Origin of the sequence: Kitasatospora sp. NPDC089913 (genome assembly GCF_044748625.1) — a bacterium.
GTDB lineage: Bacteria > Actinomycetota > Actinomycetes > Streptomycetales > Streptomycetaceae > Kitasatospora.
This window is the reverse complement of record NZ_JBIVGI010000007.1, coordinates 221,211-242,423: the sequence shown is the minus strand read 5'-3', so window position 1 is coordinate 242,423 and position 21,213 is coordinate 221,211. Positions and strand designations below refer to the sequence as shown.

The window sequence follows — 21,213 nt, the reverse complement described above, 5'->3', positions numbered from 1 at the left end:
TAGGTTGTCATCCGTGCCGACCCCCACCCGATCCCGCTTGACCGCGCTCACCGAGCGCCTGCCCTTGGGGGTACCCCCGGCCGACGGCTGGGAGCGGGTGAAGACCGGTTACTGGTCGCGGCTGGTGCCGCTGCTGGCCCTGGTCGCGCTGCTCACCCACCTGCCGTCCTTCGTCCGCCCGGTCTGGAGCCCCGACGAGGGCTTCCTGGCCACCCAGGCCCGGATGCTCGCCGACGGCGGCGTGCTCTACGACACCGTGGTGGACCGCAAGCCCCCGCTGCTGCCCTGGCTCTACCAGGCCTGCTTCACGGTCTTCGGCTCCGCCTCGCTCTGGCCGCTGCGCACCCTCGCGGTGGCCGCCCACCTGGTCACCGCGATCCTGCTGGCCTCGATCGCCCGCGGCCGCTGGGGCAACCGGGCCGGCGCCGGCGCCGGACTGCTCTACCTGCTGGTCTCGATCGGGCTCTCCCCGGAGGACACCCAGGCGGCGACCTTCGAGGTCTTCATGCTGCCCGCGATGGTGGCCGCCTTCCGCTACGCCGAACGCCGCCGCTGGCTGGCCGCCGGCATCGCGGTGGCGCTCTGCTCGCTGACCAAGCAGACCGGCGGCGCGGTGCTGCTGCCGGTGCTCTGGATGCTCTTCCAGGACGCCCGGCAGCGCGGCGTCCGCTGGATCCCCGCCCTGTTCAAGATCGGCTTCGGCTTCACCCTGCCGATAGCGCTGGTCGCGGTGATCCTGACCAAACCCAAGGGCTTCCTGTTCTGGGTGGTCACCGGCAGCGGCGACTACGCCACCTCGGGCGGCGCGTGGCTGCAGATGGTCGGGCGGGCGCTCGGCAACTCGGCGATCCTGATCGGCGCCGGGCTGGGCTTCCTGCTGCCGGTCGGCCGGAGGCTGTGGCTGAAGTACCGGCACCGCCCGCTGCCGGTCGCCGGCGAGGAGCACGGCTCCACCACCGACCTGTGGATGTGGCTGCTCTCCTCGGTGGTGGCGGTCAGCGTCGGCTTCCACTTCTTCGGCCACTACTACCTCCAGCTGATGCCCCCGCTGGTGCTGCTGGGCACCGGCGCGGTCGCCACCTCGGCGGTCCGCTGGAAGCCGGTGCTGGTGTACACCACGGCCGCCGCCACCGTCTTCTGGGGCCTCGCGCTGGCCTGGCCGGGGGAGCGGCTGGACCGCACCACCGAGGTCGCCACCGCCGTCGCCGCGCAGACCACGCCCAAGGACACCGTGCTGGTCTGGGGCATGCACCCGGAGCTGTACTGGCTCGCCGACCGCAAGCCCGCCACCCGGTACCTCACGGCCGGTTTCCTGACCAACTACAGCGGCGGCAAGGACGGCAGCCCCAACGTCGGCGAGCAGTTCTCGATGGCCAACGCCTGGCAGACCTTCGACCAGGAGATCGCCAAGGGCCTGCCCGAGGTGGTCGTCGACGACTCCGGCCTCGCGCCGTACCAGCCGGGCATGATCCCGAAGATCGAGAACCTGCTGGACACCCACTACGAGATGGTCGGCGTCTTCGCCGACACCGTCGTCTACCGCCTCAAGCGCTGACGACACCCTCCCCGGGGCCGGGGAGGCCCGGGCGGCCCGGGCTCCCGGGGAGGCCCGCGACGGCCTCCGTACGGGCCGCGGCGAACGACAGAGGGCCCCGGTGACCGATCAAGGTCACCGGGGCCCTCCGCGTCATCCTCAGGCGGGCACGGAGGCCAGGCCCGGGGCGAGGAAGCGCTTGCCGTTCACGCGCTCCGAGATGCCCTCACGGTCCAGGTACGGGGTGATCCCGCCCAGGTGGAAGGGCCAGCCGGCGCCGGTGATCATGCAGAGGTCGATGTCCTGCGCCTCGGCGACGACACCCTCCTCCAGCATCAGACCGATCTCCTGGGCGACGGCCTCCAGGGCGCGGCCCAGCACCTGCTCCTCGGTCAGCACGGTGTCGCCGAAGGTGAGCAGCTCCAGCACCTCGGGGTCGAGGACCTGCTGGCCGTCCACCCAGGTGTAGAAGCCGCGCTTGCCGGCCTTGACCACCCGGCCGAGGTTCTCGGAGACGGTGAACCGCTCCGGGAACGCGCCGTGCAGGGTCTCCGAGACGTGCAGCGCGATGGCCGGGCCGACCAGCTCCAGCAGCACGATCGGGGACATCGGCAGGCCGAGCGGCTCGACGCCCTTCTCGACCGTGGCGATCGGGGTGCCCTCGTCGATGATGCCCTGGATCTCGCCCATGAAGCGGGTCAGGATCCGGTTCACCACGAACGCCGGGGCGTCCTTGCAGAGCACCGCGGTCTTCTTCAGCTTCTTGGAGACGCCGAAGGCGGTGGCCAGCGAGACGTCGTCGGTCTTCTCGCCCCGGACGATCTCCAGCAGCGGCAGGATCGCGACCGGGTTGAAGAAGTGGAAGCCGACGACCCGCTCGGGGTGCTTCAGCTTCGACGCCATCTCGGTGACGGAGAGCGAGGAGGTGTTGGTCGCCAGCACACAGGTCGGCGAGACCACGTTCTCCAGGTCCGCGAAGACGGTCTGCTTGACGCCCATCTCCTCGAACACGGCCTCGATCACGAAGTCCGCGTCGCCGAAGGCGGCGGCCTTGTCGAGCGAGCCGGAGACCAGGCCCTTGAGGCGGTTGGCCTTGTCCTTGCCGATGCGGCCCTTGTCGAGCAGCTTGTCGATCTCGGCGTGGACGTAGCCGACGCCCTTGTCGACGCGCTCCTGGTCGATGTCGGTGAGGACCACCGGCACCTCCAGCCGGCGCGCGAACAGCAGCGCCAGCTGCGAGGCCATCAGACCGGCACCGACGACGCCGACCTTGGAGACCGGACGGGCCAGCGACTTGTCCGGCGCGCCGACCGGGCGCTTGGCCCGGCGCTGCACCAGGTTGAAGGCGTAGATGCCGCTGCGCAGCTCGCCGCCCATGATGAGGTCGGCCAGCGCCGCGTCCTCGGCGTCGAAGCCGGCCTGCAGATCCTGGTCCTTGACCTGGGCGATGATGTCCAGCGCCCGGTACGCGGCCGGGGCCGCCCCGTGCACCTTGGCGTCGGCGACCATCCGGCCCCAGGCGACGGCGTCGTCCCAGGCCTTGCCGCGGTCGATCTCCTCACGCGCGACGGCGACGTCGCCCTTGAGGACCCCGGCCGCCCAGAGCAGCGACTGCTCCAGGAAGTCGGCCGGCTCGAAGATCGCGTCGGCGATCCCCAGCTCGAACACGTCCTTGCCCTTGAGCTGCTTGTTCTGCGCCATCGAGTTCTCGATGATCACCTTGACGGCCTTGGCCGGGCCGATCAGGTTCGGCAGGATGCTGCAGCCGCCCCAGCCGGGGACGAGGCCGAGGAAGACCTCGGGCAGCGAGAACGCCGGGACGCCCGCCGACACCGTGCGGTAGTCGCAGTGCAGGCCGACCTCGACGCCGCCGCCCATGGCCGCGCCGTTGTAGAAGGCGAAGGTCGGGACGGGCAGCGCGGCGATCCGCTTGAAGACCTCGTGGCCGCCCTTGCCGATGGCGAGCGCGTCCGCGTGCTCCTTGAGCAGCTCGACGCCCTTGAGGTCGGCGCCGACCGCGAAGATGAACGGCTTGCCGGTGATCGCGGCGCCGACGATCGTGCCCTCGGCCGCCTCCGCCTCGACCTGGTCCAGCGCCTCGGACAGCTTGAGCAGCGAGCCCGGGCCGAAGGTGGTCGGCTTGGTGTGGTCGAAGCCGTTGTCGAGGGTGATCAGGGCCAGCCGGCCGGCCTGCAGCGGCAGGTCCAGGTGGCGGACGTGCGCGGTCGTGACGACCTCGCCGGGGAAGAGCTCGGCGCCGCGGGTCAGCAGCTCGGTCGTGGTGCTCATACTCACTTACCACCCTCGAAGTGGGGGTTCTCCCAGATGACGGTGGCACCCATGCCGAAGCCGATGCACATCGTGGTGAGGCCGTAGCGGACGTCCGGGCGCTGCTCGAAGCGGCGGGCCAGCTGGTTCATCAGGCGCACGCCCGAGGAGGCCAGCGGGTGGCCGAACGCGATCGCGCCGCCGAACGGGTTGACGCGCTCGTCGTCGTCGGCGATGCCGTAGTGGTCCAGGAACGACAGGACCTGCACGGCGAACGCCTCGTTGACCTCGAACGCGCCGATGTCGTCGATGGTCAGACCGGCCTTGGCCAGTGCCTTCTCGGTGGCCGGCACCGGACCGATGCCCATGACCTCGGGCTCGACGCCGACGTAGGCGTACGAGACCAGGCGCATCCGGACCGGGAGGCCGAGCTCCTCGGCGACGTCCTCGGCGGCCAGCAGCGAGGCGGTGGCGCCGTCGTTCAGACCGGCCGAGTTGCCCGCGGTGATGTTGCCGTGCGGGCGGAACGGGGTCTTGAGACCGGCCAGGCTCTCCATCGTGGTGCCCGGGCGCATCGGCTCGTCCGCGGTGGCCAGGCCCCAGCCGGTCTCGCCGACCTCGGGGTTGGTGTTGCGGATCGAGATCGGCACCAGGTCGGGCTGGATGTCGCCGTTGGCGTACGCCTTGGCGGCCTTCTCCTGGGAGCGCACGGCGTAGGCGTCGCAGCGCTCCTTGGTGATGTGCGGGAACCGGTCGTGCAGGTTCTCCGCGGTCATCCCCATGAACAGGGCGGACTCGTCGACGAGCTTCTCGGAGACGAAGCGCGGGTTCGGGTCGACGCCCTCGCCCATCGGGTGGCGGCCCATGTGCTCGACGCCACCGGCCACGACCACGTCGTAGGCGCCGAAGGCGATGCCGCCGGCGGTGGTGGTCACGGCGGTCAGCGCGCCGGCGCACATGCGGTCGATCGCGTAGCCGGGGACGGACTTCGGCAGGCCCGACAGCAGTGCTGCGGTGCGGCCGATGGTCAGACCCTGGTCGCCGATCTGCGTGGTGGCCGCGATGGCGACCTCGTCGATGCGCTCGACGGGCAGGTTGGGGTTACGACGCACGAGCTCCCGGATGCACTTGACGACGAGGTCGTCGGCACGGGTCTCGTGGTAGATGCCCTTCGGGCCTGCCTTGCCGAACGGGGTGCGGACGCCATCGACGAAGACGACGTCCCTCGCGGTACGAGGCACGGGGGCTCTCCTCCCAGGGACCAACGGTTCAGTGGGCAGGCTGCCGCGAGCCGTCGCACGAATGGACGCGGGCGGCGCCGCCCACGGCCATGCTACCCGCCGGTAACCAGCCTGCCCAGGCCCGGAAGCCGCAACACCGGATGTGTTGTCGCCCACTCTGTATTTTCGCCCGCTCGCCTCCGGGGCGCTCTTGTTCGGCGCCGACGGTCGGCGCTCCCTCGCTTCGCTCCCTCCCGCTCTCCCTTTCGGCACCGGCGCGCCCCTTCGGCTCGGGGCGGTGCTTTCGCCCGCTCGCCTCCGGGGCGCTTCGGTCCGGTGCCGACGGTCGGCGCTCCCTCGCTCCTTCGTCGCTCCCTCCCGCTCTCCCTTTCGGCACCGGCGCGCCCCTTCGGCTCGGGGCGGGTTCGGAGCCGGCCGGGGTCAAGGCGTGGTCGGCTCGGGGTGGTTGTGGTGCCGGGTACGACGAAGGGGATGCCGCCCCGCTTCGGGCGGCATCCCCTTCGTCGTACGTACCGGCTCAGCCCTGCTGCGCGGCCGTACCGGCCTTGGTCTCGGCCCCGGTCCTGGCGGCCTCGACGAAGGCCGCGGCCAGCACCGGCGCGACCAGGTCCACCTGCCACTGCCGGGCGCCGAGCCGCCGCAGTGCGGCGGCCACGTTGGCGGCCGAGGCGTCGGCGGGCGGCTCCCAGGAGACCCGGCGGACCAGGTCCGGGGTGATCAGGTTCTCGGCCGGCAGGTGATGGCGCTCGGCCAGCTCGGTGACCGCGGCGCGCGCGCCGCTCAGCCGGGCGGCCGCCACCGGGTCCTTCTCGGCCCAGGCGCGCGGCGGCGGCGGGCCGTCGTGCGGTGCGGCGGCCGGCGGCAGCTGGTTCTCCGGCACCTCCCGCCCGCGCTGGACGGCGGCCAGCCACTGTTCCAGCTGGCGCCGGTGCACCCGGGGCCCGAAGCCCTGGACGCCCTGCAGCGCGGCGATGTTCAGCGGCATGGCCAGCGCGGCGTTGACGATCGCGGCGTCCGACAGCACCCGGCCCGGCGAGACGTCCCGCTCCTGGGCCGCCCGGTCGCGGGCCAGCCACAGCTCGCGCACCACGGCGAGCTGGCGGCGCCGGCGGACCTTGTGCAGCTGCGAGGTGCGCCGCCACGGGTCGGTCCGCGGGGCCGGGCGGGGGGCGGCGGCGATCGCCGCGAACTCCTCCAGGGCCCAGTCGAGCTTGCCCTGGGCGTCCAGCTCCCGTTCGAGTGCGTCACGCAGCTCGACCAGCACCTCGACGTCCAGAGCGGCGTAGCGCAGCCACGGCTCGGGCAGCGGACGGGTGGACCAGTCCACCGCCGAGTGCTCCTTGGCCAGGCTCAGCCCGAGCACGTTCTCGGTCATCGGTCCGAGGCCGACCCGGGCGAAACCGGCGATCCGGCCGGCCAGCTCGGTGTCGAACAGTCGCTGGGGTCTCATGCCGACCTCGGCCAGGCAGGGCAGGTCCTGGGTGGCGGCGTGCACCACCCATTCGGTGTCCGCGAGGGCCGCGCCCAGCCCGCTGAGGTCGGGGCAGGCGATCGGGTCGATCAGCGCGGACCCGGCGCCCGCGCGGCGTAGCTGGATGAGGTACGCCCGCTGGCCGTAGCGGTAGCCGGAGGCCCGCTCGGCGTCGACGGCGACCGGTCCGGATCCCGCGGCGAAGGCGGCGACGGTCTCGGCCAGCGCCCGCTCGTCCGCCACGACCGGAGGGATCCCCTCCTTCGGCTCGAGGAGCGGGACCGGGGCTGCTTCTTCTGGGATGGCTGCTACGGCGTCGGTCACCTACCAAGGGTACGACGGACCCCGCGACCGGGAGTGTTGTCGGACTGGTCAGACCGATGAAGGGGTCCGCCCGGGGCGCTCCGGACGGGCCCGGGAGGGCGTTCCCGGCCGCGGCGCGCGGCGACCCGGGAGGAAACGTTCCTCCTGGGCCGCCGCGGCGGCGCCGGGACTCAGTGGATGATGCCGGTGCGCAGCGCGACCGCGACCATGCCGGCCCGGTCGCCGGTGCCGAGCTTGCGGGCGATCCGGGCGAGGTGGCTCTTCACGGTGAGCGCCGAGAGGCCCATCGCCACGCCGATCGCCTTGTTCGACTGGCCCTCGGCCACCAGTCGCAGCACCTCGACCTCACGGCCGGACAGCTCGCGGTAGGCGGTCTGCTGGGCGCCCGGCGCGCCGTGGGCACCGGGCGCGCCGCCGGGAGCCCCGGCCGCACCGGGCATGCCCGGCATCCCGGGGCGCCGCATCCGGCCGGCCAGCCCGGCGGCGCCGAGCGGCAGGCCCGGGCGGCCCGGCATGGCGACATTGGTGCGGGTGCCGGTCACCACGTAACCCTTGACCCCGCCCGCCAGGGCGCTGCGGACGGCGCCGATGTCGTCGGCGGCGGACAGCGCCAGCCCGTTGGGCCAGCCGGCGGCACGGGTCTCGGCGAGGATGGTCAGCCCCGAGCCGTCGGGGAGGTGGACGTCGGCGACGCAGATGTCGCGCGGGGTGGAGACCCGGGGGCGGGCCTCGGCGATCGAGGACACCTCGATCACGTCCCGGACGCCGAGCGCCCAGAGGTGACGGGTGACGGTGTTTCGGACGCGGGGATCGGCGATGACCACCATGGCGGTGGGCTTGGTCGGGCGGTAGGCGACCACGTTTGCGGGGTGCTCAAGAAGGACCGACACCAGGCCTCCTGCGGGAGTGGCGGACGGAACCCCGAGGGGGCGGTCGGAGTGTTCCGCGTTCGGAAAGGGTCACAGTCTGCTTCGGCAGCATCCGTGCCCGGCTTTAGCGAAAGATCACGATCTAGTGAGTAACAATACGGACAAATCGCGCAGGTGACTGATTACGACATGCCTGGAATTCGCACAAAATCGATCAGACTCGACGCGAAGCGGTCGGACTCGGCCGGATTATTGACGGAGAGCCGCACCGAAGTCACACTCCGTCAGCCCTGGGGGTGGCGTCGCCTCCGGTGATGACGCCGCGGCGGCGCCACTCCTCAGTGCGAGCGCGGACGTCGCCTCGCGGGCATCGGGACCACTCCACCGAGTGACGTGACGTCGGCGGGCGCGTGCGGCGCCGCGGCCGCGGGGGGCAGGCCCGCGCCGATGCAGAGCAGGTCCCCCCAGGCCGCCAGATGCCGCTCGAAGCGGCCGTCGGCCGGCGTCCAGGACGCCCTGATCTCGATCTCGGTGGTCGACGCCCGGTCCGCCAGCCCGCCGAAGTACTGCGAGGCGCAGAGCGACACGGTGCCCGACGGTTCCGCGTACCCGGCGCCGTGCGCCTGCAGCGCGTCCAGCAGCCAGGCCCAGCCGACCTCGGAGAGCATCGGGTCGCCGGCCATCTCCGGCTCCAGCTCCGCCCGGGTCATGGTGACCACGCGGAAGTCCCCGTTCCAGGCTTCCTGCCCGGCCGGGTCGTGCAGCAGCACCAGCCGGCCGTCGGCCAGCTCCTCGCCGTCGACCTCGACGGTGGCGGTCAGCGCGAAGGAGTACGGTGCCAGCCGGCGCGGGGCCGGGGCGGGGGAGAGGACGAGCTCGGGGCGCAGCCGGGCACCGGAGAACGCCTCCACGGCAGCCCGGAACTCGCTCGGCGCCGCCTCCCGACCCGTTCCGCCACCTGCTCCGCCACCCTGTGCGGGGTGCCCTCCGACCGCTGCCATGACCCGAAGACTAGGTCGAAAACCCGGGTAATCGCCGTAACTTCTGCCCGCGCGGCGCGCCGGGGCGGCAATCCGGCCAGATCTCCGGCCCGGTCCCCGCCGCGGTCCCGCCCACGGTCCCGCCCGGGGTCCCGTCCGGATCCCGGTCCGGCCCGGCCCGGATCCTCGTCCGGATCTCCGGCCGGATCCTTGTTCGGATCCTGGAGGAAGCGACGGGACCGCCGGGACGGGCGGGTCCGGGCCGCGTGCGAAGATTTGGAGCGTGAGCGAGACGACGGCAGTCCCCCCGACCGGTGCCACCCCCGGTCAGCAGCCCGACGCGCGCCGCGGCGCCGCGTACGACTCGGCGTTCCTGCGCGCCTGCCGGCACGAGCCGGTACCGCACACCCCGGTGTGGTTCATGCGCCAGGCGGGCCGCTCGCTGCCCGAGTACCTGAAGGTCCGCGAGGGCATCCCCATGCTGGAGTCCTGCATGCGGCCCGAGCTGGTCAAGGAGATCACCCTCCAGCCGGTGCGCCGGCACAAGGTGGACGCGGCGATCTTCTTCAGCGACATCGTGGTGCCGCTCCGGGCGATCGGCATCGACGTCGACATCAAGCCCGGCATCGGTCCGGTCATCGCCGACCCGATCCGCAGCTTCGCCGACCTGGAGCGGCTGCGCCCGCTGGAGCCGGACGACGTCCCCTACATCACCGAGGCCGTCGGCCTGCTCGTGGACGAGCTCGGCCCGACCCCGCTGATCGGCTTCGCCGGCGCCCCCTACACGCTCGCCAGCTACCTGATCGAGGGCGGGCCGTCCAAGAACCACGAGAACACCAAGGCCATGATGTACGGCGCGCCCGACCTGTGGGCCGCGCTGCTCGACCGCCTGGCCGGGATCACCGCCGCCTTCCTCGAGGTGCAGATCGAGGCCGGCGCCTCGGCGATCCAGCTGTTCGACTCCTGGGTGGGCGCGCTCGCGCCGGACGACTACCGCCGCTCGGTGATGCCCGCCAGCACCAAGGTGTTCGACGCGGTGGCCGGGTACGGCGTGCCGCGGATCCACTTCGGCGTCGGCACCGGCGAGCTGCTGGGCCTCATGGGCCAGGCCGGCGCGGACGTGGTCGGCGTCGACTGGCGGGTGCCGCTGAACGTCGCCGCCGAGCGGGTCGGCCCCGGCAAGGGCCTCCAGGGCAACCTCGACCCGGCGGTGCTGTTCGCGCCCACCAGGGCCGTCGAGACCAAGGCCCGCGAGGTGCTGCACGCCGCCCAGGCGCTCGGCAGCAGCGGCCACATCTTCAACCTCGGCCACGGTGTCATGCCCAGCATGGACCCGGACGCGCTCAGCCGTCTGGTCGCCTTCGTGCACGAGGCCAGCGCCCGCTGACCCGCCGTCCGGCGGCGGCCCCTCCCCGGGGCCGCCACCGGCGGGCCCGGCTCAGTGCGTCGGCTCGTCCTCCTCTTCCTCCGCCTCGTCCTCCTCCGCCCGGTCCTCCCGCTGCTCCGGCGCCACCGGGACCGGCTTCCGCCGCCGGCGCAGCGCCCACACCACCGCCGCCACCGGCGCGGCCACCAGCAGGAACGGCAGCACGGCGGCCACCGCCATGACGGTCACCCGGACGATCACGGCCAGCACGTGCCAGCCGCCGCCCAGCGCCGCACCGACCGACGCCCAGAACCCCTTCTCCCGGTCCGGCGCGTCCGGCACGTCCTGGACCGGACCGGCCTTCTGCCGCACGTCCAGCGTGATCGTGGACAGCGACGTGCGCGCCGACAGCTCCTTCACCTGCTTCTGCAGCGACTCCAGGTCCGACTCCCGCCGGCTCAGCTCGCTCTCCAGACTGACGACCTCGGCCAGCGTCTTCGCCTGCGCCATCAGCGCGCGCACCCGGTCCACGCTCGCCTGCTGGCTCTGCATCCGGCTGTTGACGTCCGCGACCTGCTGGGTGAGGTCCTCCGCCTGGCTGCGCCGGGACAGCACCTCGCCGAGCCCGGCCAGCTGGTCCAGCGTCGGCCGGAACGCCGCCGAGGGCACCTTCACCGTGATCTGACCGCTCTGCGGGCCGCCGTCCCCGCCGGAGCTCCCGGTCTCGCTCGCCACGTAACCGCCCGCCGCGGCGGCCAGGTCCCCGGCCTTCGCCAGCGCCGTGTCCACCTGTGCCGTCCGCACCGTCAGCTGCGCCGAGTACGCGATCTGCCGGGCGTCCACCACTGGCACCGCACCCGGCTGCCCGGCCGACGGCGCCTTGGGCGCCACCGAGGCCACCCCCGGCGCCCCGACCGCGGCGTCCCCCTTGGCCGCCTCCCCGGCGGCGGCCTGCGCCGGGGCGGCCGCCGACATGTCCTTGGCCCCGCCGTCCCGGCCCGCCGAGCAGCCCGCCGCCAGCACCGCCGCCAGGGCCACCGCCGCCAGCGCCCCCGCTCCGCGCCGCCCTCGTCCTCGTCCCACGTCCGGGCCCTCCCCGTCGTCCGATGGTTCCGGCACCCCCTCCCGGGGCACCCACACCATTTCGACGGACCCCGGGCCGATCCGGACCCGGCCGGGAGGTCGCAGCTCGATCACGTCTCGGCTGCGGAGCGGACAAGGCGCGGCCCCTCCCGCACCGGACCGCGGTCCCGCCCGCACACCTTCTGTCCGTAGGGGCCCGACGACCCCACGACCGCCCCGGAGTCGCTACCGTGGGCTCCATGAGTGAGTTGCCGGACTGGATGTACCCGCCCCGTGCCGAGGGATGGTTCGCCGAGGACCTCGACCGCCTGCCGCAAGCGCCCCGCCACACCGAACTGATCGACGGAGCACTGGTCTTCATGATGTCCCCGCAGCGCTCGTGGCACAGTCGGGCCGTGACGGCGCTCACCGCGGTGCTGGAGGAACTGGTGCCGGACGGCCTCCTGGCCGAGCGGGAGATGACGATCAGGCTCGACCGGCGGAACCGCCCCGAGCCGGACCTGGTGGTCGCGGAGGCCGACTACGATCCGGACCGGACCTGGTTCGACGCCGCCGACGTGAGGCTCGTCGTCGAGGTCGTCTCCCCCGAGTCCGCCCACCGGGATCGCACGGTCAAGCTGCGGAAGTACGCCGAGGCCGGGATCCCGCACTACTGGGTGATCGAGGAGGAGGAGGGACTGCCGGTGGTCCACGTCCACGAACTGGACCACCCGACCTCCGCCTATACCGCGGCCGGGATCTTCCGCAAGCGGCTGGAGCGGCCGGTGCCGTTCCCGGTCGATGTCGACCTGGACGCGCTCGTGCCCGCCCGCAAGGGGCAGAAGCGGGCGGATTGAGGCAAAGGTGTAAAGACCTGCGAGACTGCGGGGCATGGCGCAAGCACATGTCGTGGTGATCGGCGGCGGGATCGCGGGGCTGACCGCCGCCGCTGTGGTCGGCGGGGGTGCGGGGGAGCCGGCGCGGGCGAGGGTGACGCTGCTGGAGGCGTCGGAGCGGCTGGGCGGGAAGCTGCGGGGCGGCGAGGTCGGCGGGGTCCGGGTGGACCTCGGAGCCGAGTCGATGCTCGCCCGGCGGCCGGAGGCGGTCGAGCTGGCGCGGGCCGTCGGGCTCGCGGAGCGGCTGGAGCCGCCGACCACCGCCAAGGCCGCGATCTGGACCAGGGGCGCGCTGCGCCCGCTGCCCGGCGGACAGGTGATGGGCGTTCCCGGGGACCTCGCCGCGCTGGCGGACTCCGGTGTGCTGAGCCCCGAGGGGCTGGACCGGGCCCGGCACGAGGTGCTCGGGGAGGCGGTCGCGGACGATGTCGCGATCGGCCGCTACGTCGCCGACCGGCTCGGCCGCGAGGTCGTGGACCGGCTGGTGGAACCGCTGCTCGGCGGTGTCTACGCCGGGCACAGCGACGAGATCTCGCTGCGCGCCGCCGTGCCCGCGCTGCTGCCGGTCGCCCGTGGCGGCGGCTCCCTGGTCGAGGGTGTGCACGCGCTGGCCACCCGCCCGACGACCGTCGGCACCCCCGTGTTCCAGGGCCTGCGCGGCGGCCTCGGCACCCTGCCGGAGGCGGTCGCCGCGGCCTGCGCCGCGGCCGGCGTCGAGCTGCGCACCCGGACCGCGGTGACGGAGCTCCGCCGCACCCCCGACGGCTGGCGGGTGACCACCGGCGACGGCGAGGTGCTCGCCGCGGACGCCGTCGTGCTGGCCGTGCCCGCGCCGGCCGCCGCCCGGCTGCTGCGCGCCGACGCGCCCGCCGCGGCCGCCGAGCTGGACACCGTGGAGTACGCCGGGATGGCGCTGGTCACGCTGGCCTTCCGCCGCGCCGACCTGGCCCGCACCCCCGCCGGCAGCGGCTTCCTCGTCCCGCCCGTGGACGGCCGGCGGATCAAGGCGTCCACCTTCTCCTCCAACAAGTGGGGCTGGCTGGAGCGGTCGGCGCCGGACGCCTTCGTGCTGCGCACCTCGCTCGGCCGGCTGCGCGAGGAGGAGCCGCTGGAGCTGGCGGACGAGGAACTGGTCGCCCGCTCGCTGGCCGACCTGGGCGAGGCGATCGGCCTGACCGCCCGCCCGTACGACACCGCCGTCACCCGGTGGCGCGCCGGACTGCCGCAGTACCCGGTCGGCCACCTGGACCGGGTGGCCCGGATCCGGGCGGCGGCGGACCGGGTGGGAGCGCTGTCCCTGTGCGGGGCCGCGTACGACGGCGTGGGCATCCCGGCCTGCGTCGCGAGCGCCCGGGCGGCCGTCGCCGCGCTCGACCGAGTACTGACCCCGCTCACCGGGGCGAACGTCACCGAGAGGACAATGGGCGCATGACTGAGACCGCTGAGCAGCAGGCCGCCGAGCAGCCCGCCAAGTTGAAGGCGCGGGACCTGAACCAGGTCATCCGCTACACCATGTGGTCGGTGTTCAAGCTCAAGGGCGCGCTGCCCGAGGACCGCACCGGCCTGGTCACCGAGGTCGAGGAGCTGTTCGCCCAGCTGGACGCCAAGGACGTCACGGTGCGCGGCACCTACGACGTGTCCGGTCTGCGCGCGGACGCCGACATCCTGGTGTGGTGGCACGCCGCCGACTCGGACGACCTCCAGGAGGCGTACAACCGCTTCCGCCGCACCGGCCTGGGCCGGCAGCTGGAGCCGGTCTGGTCGAACATGGCGCTGCACCGCCCGGCGGAGTTCAACAAGTCGCACATCCCGGCGTTCCTCGCCGACGAGCGTCCGCGCGACTACGTCTGCGTGTACCCGTTCGTGCGCTCCTACGAGTGGTACCTGCTGCCGGACGCCGAGCGGCGCGCGATGCTCGCCGAGCACGGCCAGATGGCGCGCGGCTACCCCGACGTGCGGGCCAACACGGTCGCCTCGTTCGCGCTGGGCGACTACGAGTGGCTGCTCGCCTTCGAGGCGGACGAGCTGCACCGGATCGTGGACCTGATGCGCGACCTGCGCCCGTCCCGGGCCCGGCTGCACGTCCGCGAGGAGGTGCCGTTCTTCACCGGCCGCCGCAAGCCCGTCGCCGAGCTGCTCAACGGCCTGGTCTGAGCACACCCGCGTGCCGAGGCACGCCGAAGGGCCCGTCCGCCGGCGAATGCCGTGCGGGCGGGCCCTTCGGCGTGTCAGTGGCGGCGCAGGGCGGCGCGCAGCCGGGCGTCCGGGAGGGCGGCGGGGCCGTTCATCGCGACGGCGGTGAGCAGTTCGCGCTCGTCGTCGTCGGTGAGGCCGTGCTGGCGCGGCGGGCGGACCTCGCGGAGCACCTCCTGGCCGATCGGCGAGGCCCAGCGGGTGTACGGGTAGACGTCGACCCGGGCCATCAGCAGGGTGCCGGAGGTGAGCACCAGCGGCAGCGAGAACCAGGCCAGCGCGGTCACCGTGTCACCGCCGGTCAGGCCGCCGACGACCAGCGCCACGGCCAGCAGGACCACCGAGAGCAGCAGCGCCTGCCGGACCTGCCTGACCACCAGCACGGTGTGCCGCCGCACCGTGGCCGGGGTGGCCAGCCCGGCGAGCGAGAGCCGGCTGCCGATCTCCAGCACGGTGGGGTGGGCGGCCATCGCCAGTCGCAGGTCGTCGGTGCGGCACTGGCCCTCGGGGCCGACGGTGGCGATCACCGCGCGTTCCAGCCGGCTGCGGCCGCGCGGGTCGACGACCGTGGTCCAGCCGGTGTGGGCGAGGTGCAGCCGCCCCCGGGAGGCCATCAGGACGAGCGCGAGCTCGACCACCCGGTCCGGTCCGCCGGCCAGGTACGCGGTCTCGTACAGCCCGATCCCGACCGCCTCGGCCGGCCGGGGGCCCTCCTGACCGGACAGCGCGTCGGCGGTGGCGGTCGTCCGGACGAGCCGGATGCAGGAGAGCACCGCGGCGACGCAGGCCGGGAGGAGGAAGAGCAACCACATGGGCTTGTTGTAGTCCCGGCCGCGCCGCGCGCGGAACGTCTTCCCGGACCGCGATACCGAACTGTGACGTCCGGTGGGCCGTCGGCTCCCGGTCGGGGCTCAGGATCCGCAGCCCCCGCCGCCGCAGCTCGAGCCGCCGCCGCAGCTGGAGCCCGAGGAGGAACCGCAGCCGGAGGAGCCCGAGGAGCAGCTCGAGCCCGAGGAGCCGGAGGAGCAGCTCGAGCCCGAGCAGCCGAAGGAGCTGCCGCAGCCCGATCCGGAGGAGCCGGAGGAGTCCGAGGAGTCGGAGGAGGAGCCGCACCAGACGGCGGGGCCGGTGGCGCAGGAGGAGCCGGAGGACGAGGAGCCGGTGCCGGCCGCGACGGCCCGGGCCGACTGGTCGGCGCCCGCCGCGGCGAGCATCGCCTCGTGCAGTTCCGCGTCGCCGAGGCCGTCGGGGCCGAGCAGGGCCAGGCCGCCGAGCGCGACGGCGCCGAGCAGGACGGCGTCGGCGCCGGACACGAACGCGCCGTGGTGCGGCTGCCAGGGCTTGCCGGTGTCCATCAGACCGAGCTGGCGGCGCCCGGCCGGGGTGACCCGGCCCTTGGGCGGACGGGTGACCAGCAGCGAGACCAGGCCGAGGACGAGCAGCAGCAGCGGGGGCCAGAGCGCGGGGCCGTCGCTGCCCGGCTCGTCGGAGGCCAGCAGCGGGGCGGCGACGGCGAACGCCGCGGTGACCGCCAGGGCGAGCCAGATCGTCCGGTGCGCGGTCCTGGCCCGGCGCAGCCGCTCCGGGTTGCGCAGCAGGCCGCGGGCGGCCAGCGCGTCACCGACGGCCTGGACGGCGGGTGCGCGCATCACCGCGACGCGCAGCGAGTCGAGGTCCCGGCTGCGCGAGGCGCCGATCGCGTCGACGATCGCGCCGTCGACCTCGTCGACGGGCTCGGCGGCGGTCAGCGTGACCAGTCGGGAGCGGCTGACCACGACGTGGCCGCGCCGGTGCATCCGGACCAGGGCGGTGTCGAAGACCCGGCCCGGGCCCCCGGCCAGGAAGGCGGCCTCGAGCAGGGCGATGCCGCGGCCGGGCAGGCCCTTGGGGTCGCTGACGCGCCGGGCGGCCCGCTTGGCCTGCTGGGCGACGAGGACGGTGGCGGCCAGCAGGAGGCCGGGTACGACGTAGTAGCTGTTGTGCCACATGAGTGGTTCCCCCGGGTGGTGAGACGTGGTTCGGGCGCGCGTGGCGCCTTCGTGGGGCGGTGGGGCGGTGCTGGGGTGCGGTCCGGTCCGGACGCGCGGCCCGGGCGGGCGCGGTACCGGGGCGGACGGGCACGGGTGCCGCGGGAGCGGTGCCGACGCGGGTGCCGCGGGTGCGGCGCGGGTGCGGCGCTCAGGCGTCCCGGCCGGGCCGCAGGGTGCGGCGCAGACGGGCGAGCGGGCCGGGCCGGCGTTCGGAGCGGTGCGGCACCGGGTGGAGCCAGTGCTCCAGGGCCCGGCGCTGGTCCTCGGAGGGTTCCGGCCGCCCGCCGAGCGCCCACTCGGCGAAGGCCCGGGCGTCGGCGCGGTAGCCGCCGGTCTGCGGACGGCTGCGGGCGTAGGCGAGGAACAGCGGCCCGTACAACGCGCCGAGCAGCCGGGGCAGCTCCGGGGCCACCTTGGCGGCGGTGTCGCGCCGCTTGGCGGCCAGGCCGGTCGCCTGGGCCCGCACCTGCGCCGGGTCGAAGCCGGGCGGCACCGGGCCGCCGGCCACCAGCGCGGTGAGCAGTTCGGTCTGCCGGGCGGCCAGCCGGGCCCGGGCGGCGTCGGTGCCCCCGTCGACGAGGCCGTCCGGGCCGCGGCCGGCGGTCACCGGTCGCCCTCCAGTACCCGCCGCACGGCGTCGAGTTCGGCCGCCAGCTCGGCCGGCGGCGGGAACGCGGCGTCGCGCTCCAGCAGCACCCCGGGCGGCGCGACCCGGGCGCACAGTTCGGCCAGCACCTCCAGCACCGGTTCGGTGACCGGGTGGGCGTGGGTGTCGTGCCAGACCCCGTCGACCATGGTGCCGCCCGCGACGTGCACGTAGGCGAGCGCCTCCAGCGGCAGCCGGTCCAGTTCGGCGGCCGGGTCGATGCCGAGATTGACCCGGTTGGTGTGCAGATTGGCGACGTCGATCAGCAGCCGGACGCCGGTCCGCTCGACCAGTTCGGCCAGGAACTGGCCCTCGGTCAGTTCGTCGTCCGGCCAGGCCAGCTGCGCGGCGATGTTCTCCAGGGCCAGCGGCACCGGCAGCTGGTCCTGGGCGATCCGCACGTTCTCGGCGATCACCCGCAGGGCGTCGCGCGAGCGGGGCACCGGCAGCAGGTGGCCGGCCTCCAGGCCGCCGGCCCGGACGAACGCCAGGTGCTCGGTGACCACGGGGGAGCCGAGCAGCTCGGCCGTCCCCGCGAGCCCGGCCAGCCGGGCCGGGTCGGGCCGGTCGGCGCCGCCGAGGCCGAGCCCGACCCCGTGCGGGACCACGGTGACGCCCCGGTCGAGCAGGATCCGCAGGGAGGCGGGGAGGTGGCCGTCGCAGATGTTCTCGGCGACGACCTCGACCCAGTCCAGGCCGGGCTGCCGCTCGACCACGGTGTCGATCTCGCTGCGCCAGCCGAGGCCGACGCCGAGCCGGCGCGCGGTGCCGGCGGCGGTAGCGGTGGTAGTGCCGGTGCCGGTAGTGGCGGCGGTGGTGCCGGTCGTGCTGCCCGTCGTCGTTGCGGGCGACTGCGGAGCGGTCCGCAGGGTGGGGGAAGTCATCGGGCGCCCCCTTCGGAGGGCTGGGTGGAAAGCCGTCGGTCGGCGCGGGCCTCGTCGCCAGGGCCACCGGGCTGTGGTGCTGAGCATGTCCCCGGACGGAGCGGCTGCCAAGCCTCGACCGGTCATCTCAGAGCATTACTTGAGCTTGGCGTCGAGTCAATCCGCGACCTGGGCCGGGATTTCCCCCATCGCCGCAGGTGGGACCGGTTCCGGCGGCGAACAAACCGGGTGCGGGGCGAACCGGCGGCCGCTACGGTGAGCCGAATATGACAACGCTGATAATTCGTGACTTCCGCCCCGACGACGCCGAGGCCGTGGCGGCCGCCCACCGGGCCGGGCGTGAACACCTGGTGCAGACGCCCGAGATGTTCGTGTGGCTGGACGCCCAGCAGGCGAAGGGCCAGCACTACCGCACCTTCGTCGCGGAACTGGACGGCCGGGTGGTCGGCTCGGTCCGCTGCGGGGTGGTGACCGGGACGACCGTCACCGGCATCGGCCACGCCAACGGCAGCGTCCTGCCCGAGTACCGGCGGCGCGGGGCCTTCACCGGGCTGCTGGCCGCCGCCGAGCGGCACCTGGCCGGGCACGGCGTGACCGAGGTCCACAGCTGGGTGGACGAGGAGCCCGGCCCGCGCGCCTTCGCCCTGGCCCGGGGCTTCGCCGAGGGGCGGACCGCCCACTTCGGCGGCCGGGACCTCGCCCGCCCGCTGCCGGAGGGCCCGCCGCTGCCCGCCGGGGTCGAGCTGCGCCCGGTGAGCGACTGGGCGGCCGACCCGCACCCGGTGTTCCTGGTCGAGGCGGACGCGATCCGGGACGAGCCGGGCGAGGTGCCGATGGACGCGGCCGACTACGAGGAGTGGCTCGCGGGGGAGTGGCACCGCCCTGCCCTGGACACCGCACTCAGCATCGTGGCCGTGGTCGACGGTCGCCCGGCCGCGTTCACCGCCGTCCACACCGACGGCGCGGACCGGTACTGGTCGGCGTTCACCGCATGCCGCCGGGAGTTCCGCGGCCGGGGGCTGGCCAAGCTCGCCAAGCTGGAGTCGCTGCGGCTGGCCCGTGCGGCCGGTCTGCGGCACGCGTACACGTCCAACGACGCGACCAATGCGCCGATGCTGGCGATCAACGAGTGGCTGGGCTACGAACGCTGCGCGAGCGAGCGGAAGTTCATCAAGCGACTGGACGGCTGACCCGGTCCCTCGGCGCGGGCGGGGGTGACGGAGCGTGATGCCCGGAGGACGGGTGGATTGAGCCGGACGGGTGAATCGGGCGTGCGACGGGGCGTGGACGCCGGGTGCCGGCCCGACTCGGGAGTTCCCGGGGTTCTACGGGGCATCACATCGGCGCACACAGTTCGTGCCCGAGTCATCGCGGGGGTGCCATGGAGATCCTGCTCCAGATCCTGGTCGGGTTCGTCCCGGCCGTGATCGGCTTTCTCGCGGCGCGGTCGCTCGCCCGGACCCGCCTCTTCCTGCGCTACGGCTTCCTGCGCGCGCTGCTCGGCCCGTACGGCCGGGTGCAGATCGTCACCCCGAGTATCGAGGTGGGCGAGTTCGCCTACGCCAAGGACGGCTGCCGGCTCACCAGCCGGGGGCCTCGGAACGTCCTGTTCATGCCGATGGCCGAGGCCCGGGCGATCGCCGAACTCACCGACCTGCTGCGGAAGATCAACCGCAAGGCCACCATCGAACTGGTCACCGCGGGTGCGCAGGACCCGCGGATGCCGACCTTCTCGGTCGGCGGGCCGAGCGTCAACGCCTACTCGGCGGGCGTGCTGGCCACCGCCTTCCCGGACTTCCGGCTGGAGCACCCGCAGGCGGCCCGGGCCCGCTGGGGCGGGATGGCCTTCGAGGCGCAGTACAACGCGGCCGACGAACTCGTCCGCGACCACGGCTTCGTGTTCGTCACCCGCACCTCCCGGCAGGCGCCCTGCGTGGTGCTCTGCGGGGTCTTCGCCTTCGGTTCGGCGATGGCGGTGGAGGCGCTCGCGGCCGCCGGGCGGCAGTCCCCGCTGGCCGGGCTGTTCCGCTCGGGGGAGAAAGGATTCGTCGCCGTCGAGGGCCGGGTGATCGGCCTGGACACCGTGGACGTGACGGTGGAGGTATGCCGCGTCCTGCCGTCCGGCTGACCCGGCGTCGGTCGCGCCGTCCGTCCGGTCCGCGCCGACGGGAACCGGTGCCTGACCCGGTGCCTGACCCCGTGCCCGTGCCCGGACCGGTGCCCGGGCCCGTGCCCGACCGGATGCCGGGACGCCCGCTGACCGGATCCCGGAACGGCGGCGGGCGGCGAACCGGGAGGAAAGGGGCGGGACGGGAGAGTCCGGGGCGGGGAATGGCCGAAAACGCCAGGGTTTCGCTCCGCCGCTGTCGCATCATCGGCATAATCGCGCCCATGACGATCAACCGTGCGAACGTGAGCGCGATTGCCGAGGACCTGTACGTCTGGCTTCCGCCGAAGCGGGGCTGGGGACTGGCCAACTGCGGACTGCTCGCCGGGCAACGGACCGCGTTGTGGATCGACACCCCCTACGACCCCTCGCTGGCCGCCGAGTTCCTCGCCGAGAGCCGCAAGCGGCTGGCCGACGGCGTCGACGTCGACCGGATCGTCGTCACCCACGCCAACGGCGACCACCTCTGGGGCGCGGGCGTGCTGCCGGACGCCGAGGTGATCGCCACCCGCGAGGCGCTGGAGCACATCCACTGGGAGCCGACGCCGCAGCAGACCCACGCGCTGGTCACCGGGAGCGACCCGGACTCGCCGCTCGGCGACTACCTCCGGCGCCACTTCGGGCAGTTCGACTGGTCCGGGACCGATCCCGTCCACCCGGACACCGTCTTCCAGGGCGAACTGGAGCTGCGGGTGGGGGACTACCCGGTGCAGATCACCGGCCTGCCCGCGGCCCACACGGGCGGCGACCTCATCGTCCATCTCCCGCACCAGCGCGCGGTGTTCACCGGCGACGTGATCTTCGGTTCGACCGCCGCCCAGCCCGGGGACCACCCCTCGCACTGGGCCGGTCCGCTGGAGAACATCATCGCCGCCTGCGAGCGGATCCTCGCCACCGGCGCCCGGATCGTCGTGCCCGGCCACGGCCCGGTGCTCGACCGCCCCGGCGTCCACGAGCACATCGCCTACCTCGGCCACGTCCGCGAGCGCACCCACGCCCTGCACACCGCCGGACTCACCGCGCTGGACGCGGCGCGCCGGATCATCGCCGAGCAGCGGTACCCCGAACTCGGGCTGCCCGAGCGGCTGGTGCTCACCGTCGCGGCCGAGTACCGGCACCTGGACGGCAGCGAGGTGCCGAACATCCTCGCGGCGATGAACCAGGTGGCACTGGTGGCCCGTGAGATCGACGAGGACACCGACCGCCGGGCGCCCCGCCCCCGCGCGAACGGCCGCGCCACGGCCTGAGCCCGGTCCGGGGCACCCGGACCCCGGTCCGCGGT

16 protein-coding genes and 1 pseudogene are annotated in these 21,213 nt (G+C 74.0%); 8 read left to right on the top strand and 9 right to left on the bottom strand.

Annotation, left to right across the window (positions count from 1 at the left end):
- The first annotated feature begins 37 nt into the window (after positions 1-37).
- On the top strand, positions 38-1,555 hold the full coding sequence (locus tag ACIPYS_RS14260; RefSeq protein WP_231978539.1) for a glycosyltransferase family 39 protein: 1,518 nt from the start codon (positions 38-40) through the stop codon (positions 1,553-1,555).
- A 138-nt stretch (positions 1,556-1,693) separates the two neighbouring features.
- Here ACIPYS_RS14260 and ACIPYS_RS14255 read toward each other — a convergent pair whose 3' ends face one another.
- From ACIPYS_RS14255 to ACIPYS_RS14235, 5 genes are all read right to left on the bottom strand, one after another.
- Complete coding sequence (locus ACIPYS_RS14255; protein WP_400746113.1) at positions 1,694-3,823, bottom strand: 3-hydroxyacyl-CoA dehydrogenase NAD-binding domain-containing protein; 2,130 nt, start codon at positions 3,821-3,823, stop codon at positions 1,694-1,696.
- Positions 3,824-3,825: 2 nt separating this feature from the next.
- On the bottom strand, positions 3,826-5,043 hold the full coding sequence (locus tag ACIPYS_RS14250) for an acetyl-CoA C-acyltransferase (RefSeq protein ID WP_093860129.1): 1,218 nt from the start codon (positions 5,041-5,043) through the stop codon (positions 3,826-3,828).
- Positions 5,044-5,560: 517 nt separating this feature from the next.
- Positions 5,561-6,838, bottom strand: coding sequence for an HRDC domain-containing protein (locus ACIPYS_RS14245; RefSeq protein ID WP_400746111.1), 1,278 nt, complete (start codon positions 6,836-6,838; stop codon positions 5,561-5,563).
- Positions 6,839-7,008: 170 nt separating this feature from the next.
- The gene (locus ACIPYS_RS14240; RefSeq protein ID WP_045939925.1) at positions 7,009-7,728 is read right to left on the bottom strand and encodes a response regulator transcription factor; all 720 of its coding nucleotides are present in this window, start codon (positions 7,726-7,728) and stop codon (positions 7,009-7,011) included.
- A gap of 317 nt (positions 7,729-8,045) precedes the next feature.
- On the bottom strand, positions 8,046-8,708 hold the full coding sequence (locus ACIPYS_RS14235) for a DUF3000 domain-containing protein (protein WP_093860127.1): 663 nt from the start codon (positions 8,706-8,708) through the stop codon (positions 8,046-8,048).
- A 352-nt stretch (positions 8,709-9,060) separates the two neighbouring features.
- On the opposite strand from ACIPYS_RS14235, the gene hemE reads away from it, so the two are divergent.
- Positions 9,061-10,074, top strand: a complete 1,014-nt coding sequence (gene hemE / locus ACIPYS_RS14230; RefSeq protein WP_231978747.1) for a uroporphyrinogen decarboxylase — start codon at positions 9,061-9,063, stop codon at positions 10,072-10,074.
- A 51-nt stretch (positions 10,075-10,125) separates the two neighbouring features.
- Here the strand turns inward: hemE and ACIPYS_RS14225 are convergent, their stop codons facing one another.
- Positions 10,126-11,136: a DUF4349 domain-containing protein gene (locus ACIPYS_RS14225; protein ID WP_400746109.1), complete on the bottom strand. Its 1,011-nt coding sequence runs from the start codon at positions 11,134-11,136 to the stop codon at positions 10,126-10,128.
- Positions 11,137-11,375: 239 nt separating this feature from the next.
- Here ACIPYS_RS14225 and ACIPYS_RS14220 point away from each other — a divergent pair, with 239 nt between their 5' ends.
- Genes ACIPYS_RS14220 through hemQ form a run of 3 tightly spaced genes read left to right on the top strand, consistent with a single transcriptional unit; the run spans position 11,376 to position 14,165 of the window.
- Positions 11,376-11,972, top strand: coding sequence for a Uma2 family endonuclease (locus ACIPYS_RS14220; protein ID WP_400746107.1), 597 nt, complete (start codon positions 11,376-11,378; stop codon positions 11,970-11,972).
- Positions 11,973-12,006: 34 nt separating this feature from the next.
- Positions 12,007-13,443, top strand: a complete 1,437-nt coding sequence (gene hemG, locus ACIPYS_RS14215) for a protoporphyrinogen oxidase (RefSeq protein WP_400746106.1) — start codon at positions 12,007-12,009, stop codon at positions 13,441-13,443.
- The gene (gene hemQ, locus ACIPYS_RS14210) at positions 13,440-14,165 is read left to right on the top strand and encodes a hydrogen peroxide-dependent heme synthase (RefSeq protein ID WP_053648820.1); all 726 of its coding nucleotides are present in this window, start codon (positions 13,440-13,442) and stop codon (positions 14,163-14,165) included. The genes hemG and hemQ overlap by 4 nt, the downstream gene beginning before the upstream one ends.
- A gap of 74 nt (positions 14,166-14,239) precedes the next feature.
- On the opposite strand, the gene ACIPYS_RS14205 is transcribed toward hemQ, so the two are convergent.
- From ACIPYS_RS14205 to ACIPYS_RS14195, 3 genes and pseudogenes are all read right to left on the bottom strand, one after another.
- A complete protein-coding gene (locus ACIPYS_RS14205; RefSeq protein ID WP_093860122.1) occupies positions 14,240-15,016 on the bottom strand; it encodes a TIGR04222 domain-containing membrane protein in 777 nt (258 codons plus the stop codon).
- A gap of 99 nt (positions 15,017-15,115) precedes the next feature.
- Complete coding sequence (locus ACIPYS_RS14200; RefSeq protein WP_400746104.1) at positions 15,116-16,192, bottom strand: TIGR04222 domain-containing membrane protein; 1,077 nt, start codon at positions 16,190-16,192, stop codon at positions 15,116-15,118.
- Between the two features lie 190 nt (positions 16,193-16,382).
- A pseudogene (locus ACIPYS_RS14195) lies at positions 16,383-17,605 on the bottom strand (DUF692 domain-containing protein).
- Between the two features lie 425 nt (positions 17,606-18,030).
- On the opposite strand from ACIPYS_RS14195, the gene ACIPYS_RS14190 reads away from it, so the two are divergent.
- The 3 genes from ACIPYS_RS14190 (at position 18,031) to ACIPYS_RS14180 (ending at position 21,178) form a co-directional block, all read left to right on the top strand.
- Positions 18,031-18,954: a GNAT family N-acetyltransferase gene (locus tag ACIPYS_RS14190; protein WP_400746102.1), complete on the top strand. Its 924-nt coding sequence runs from the start codon at positions 18,031-18,033 to the stop codon at positions 18,952-18,954.
- 191 nt (positions 18,955-19,145) lie between these two features.
- Positions 19,146-19,892 carry a hypothetical protein gene (locus ACIPYS_RS14185; RefSeq protein ID WP_093860119.1) on the top strand — a complete coding sequence of 249 codons (747 nt, stop codon included), beginning with the start codon at positions 19,146-19,148 and terminating at the stop codon, positions 19,890-19,892.
- Positions 19,893-20,155: 263 nt separating this feature from the next.
- The gene (locus tag ACIPYS_RS14180; protein ID WP_093860118.1) at positions 20,156-21,178 is read left to right on the top strand and encodes an MBL fold metallo-hydrolase; all 1,023 of its coding nucleotides are present in this window, start codon (positions 20,156-20,158) and stop codon (positions 21,176-21,178) included.
- Positions 21,179-21,213 lie beyond the last annotated feature (35 nt).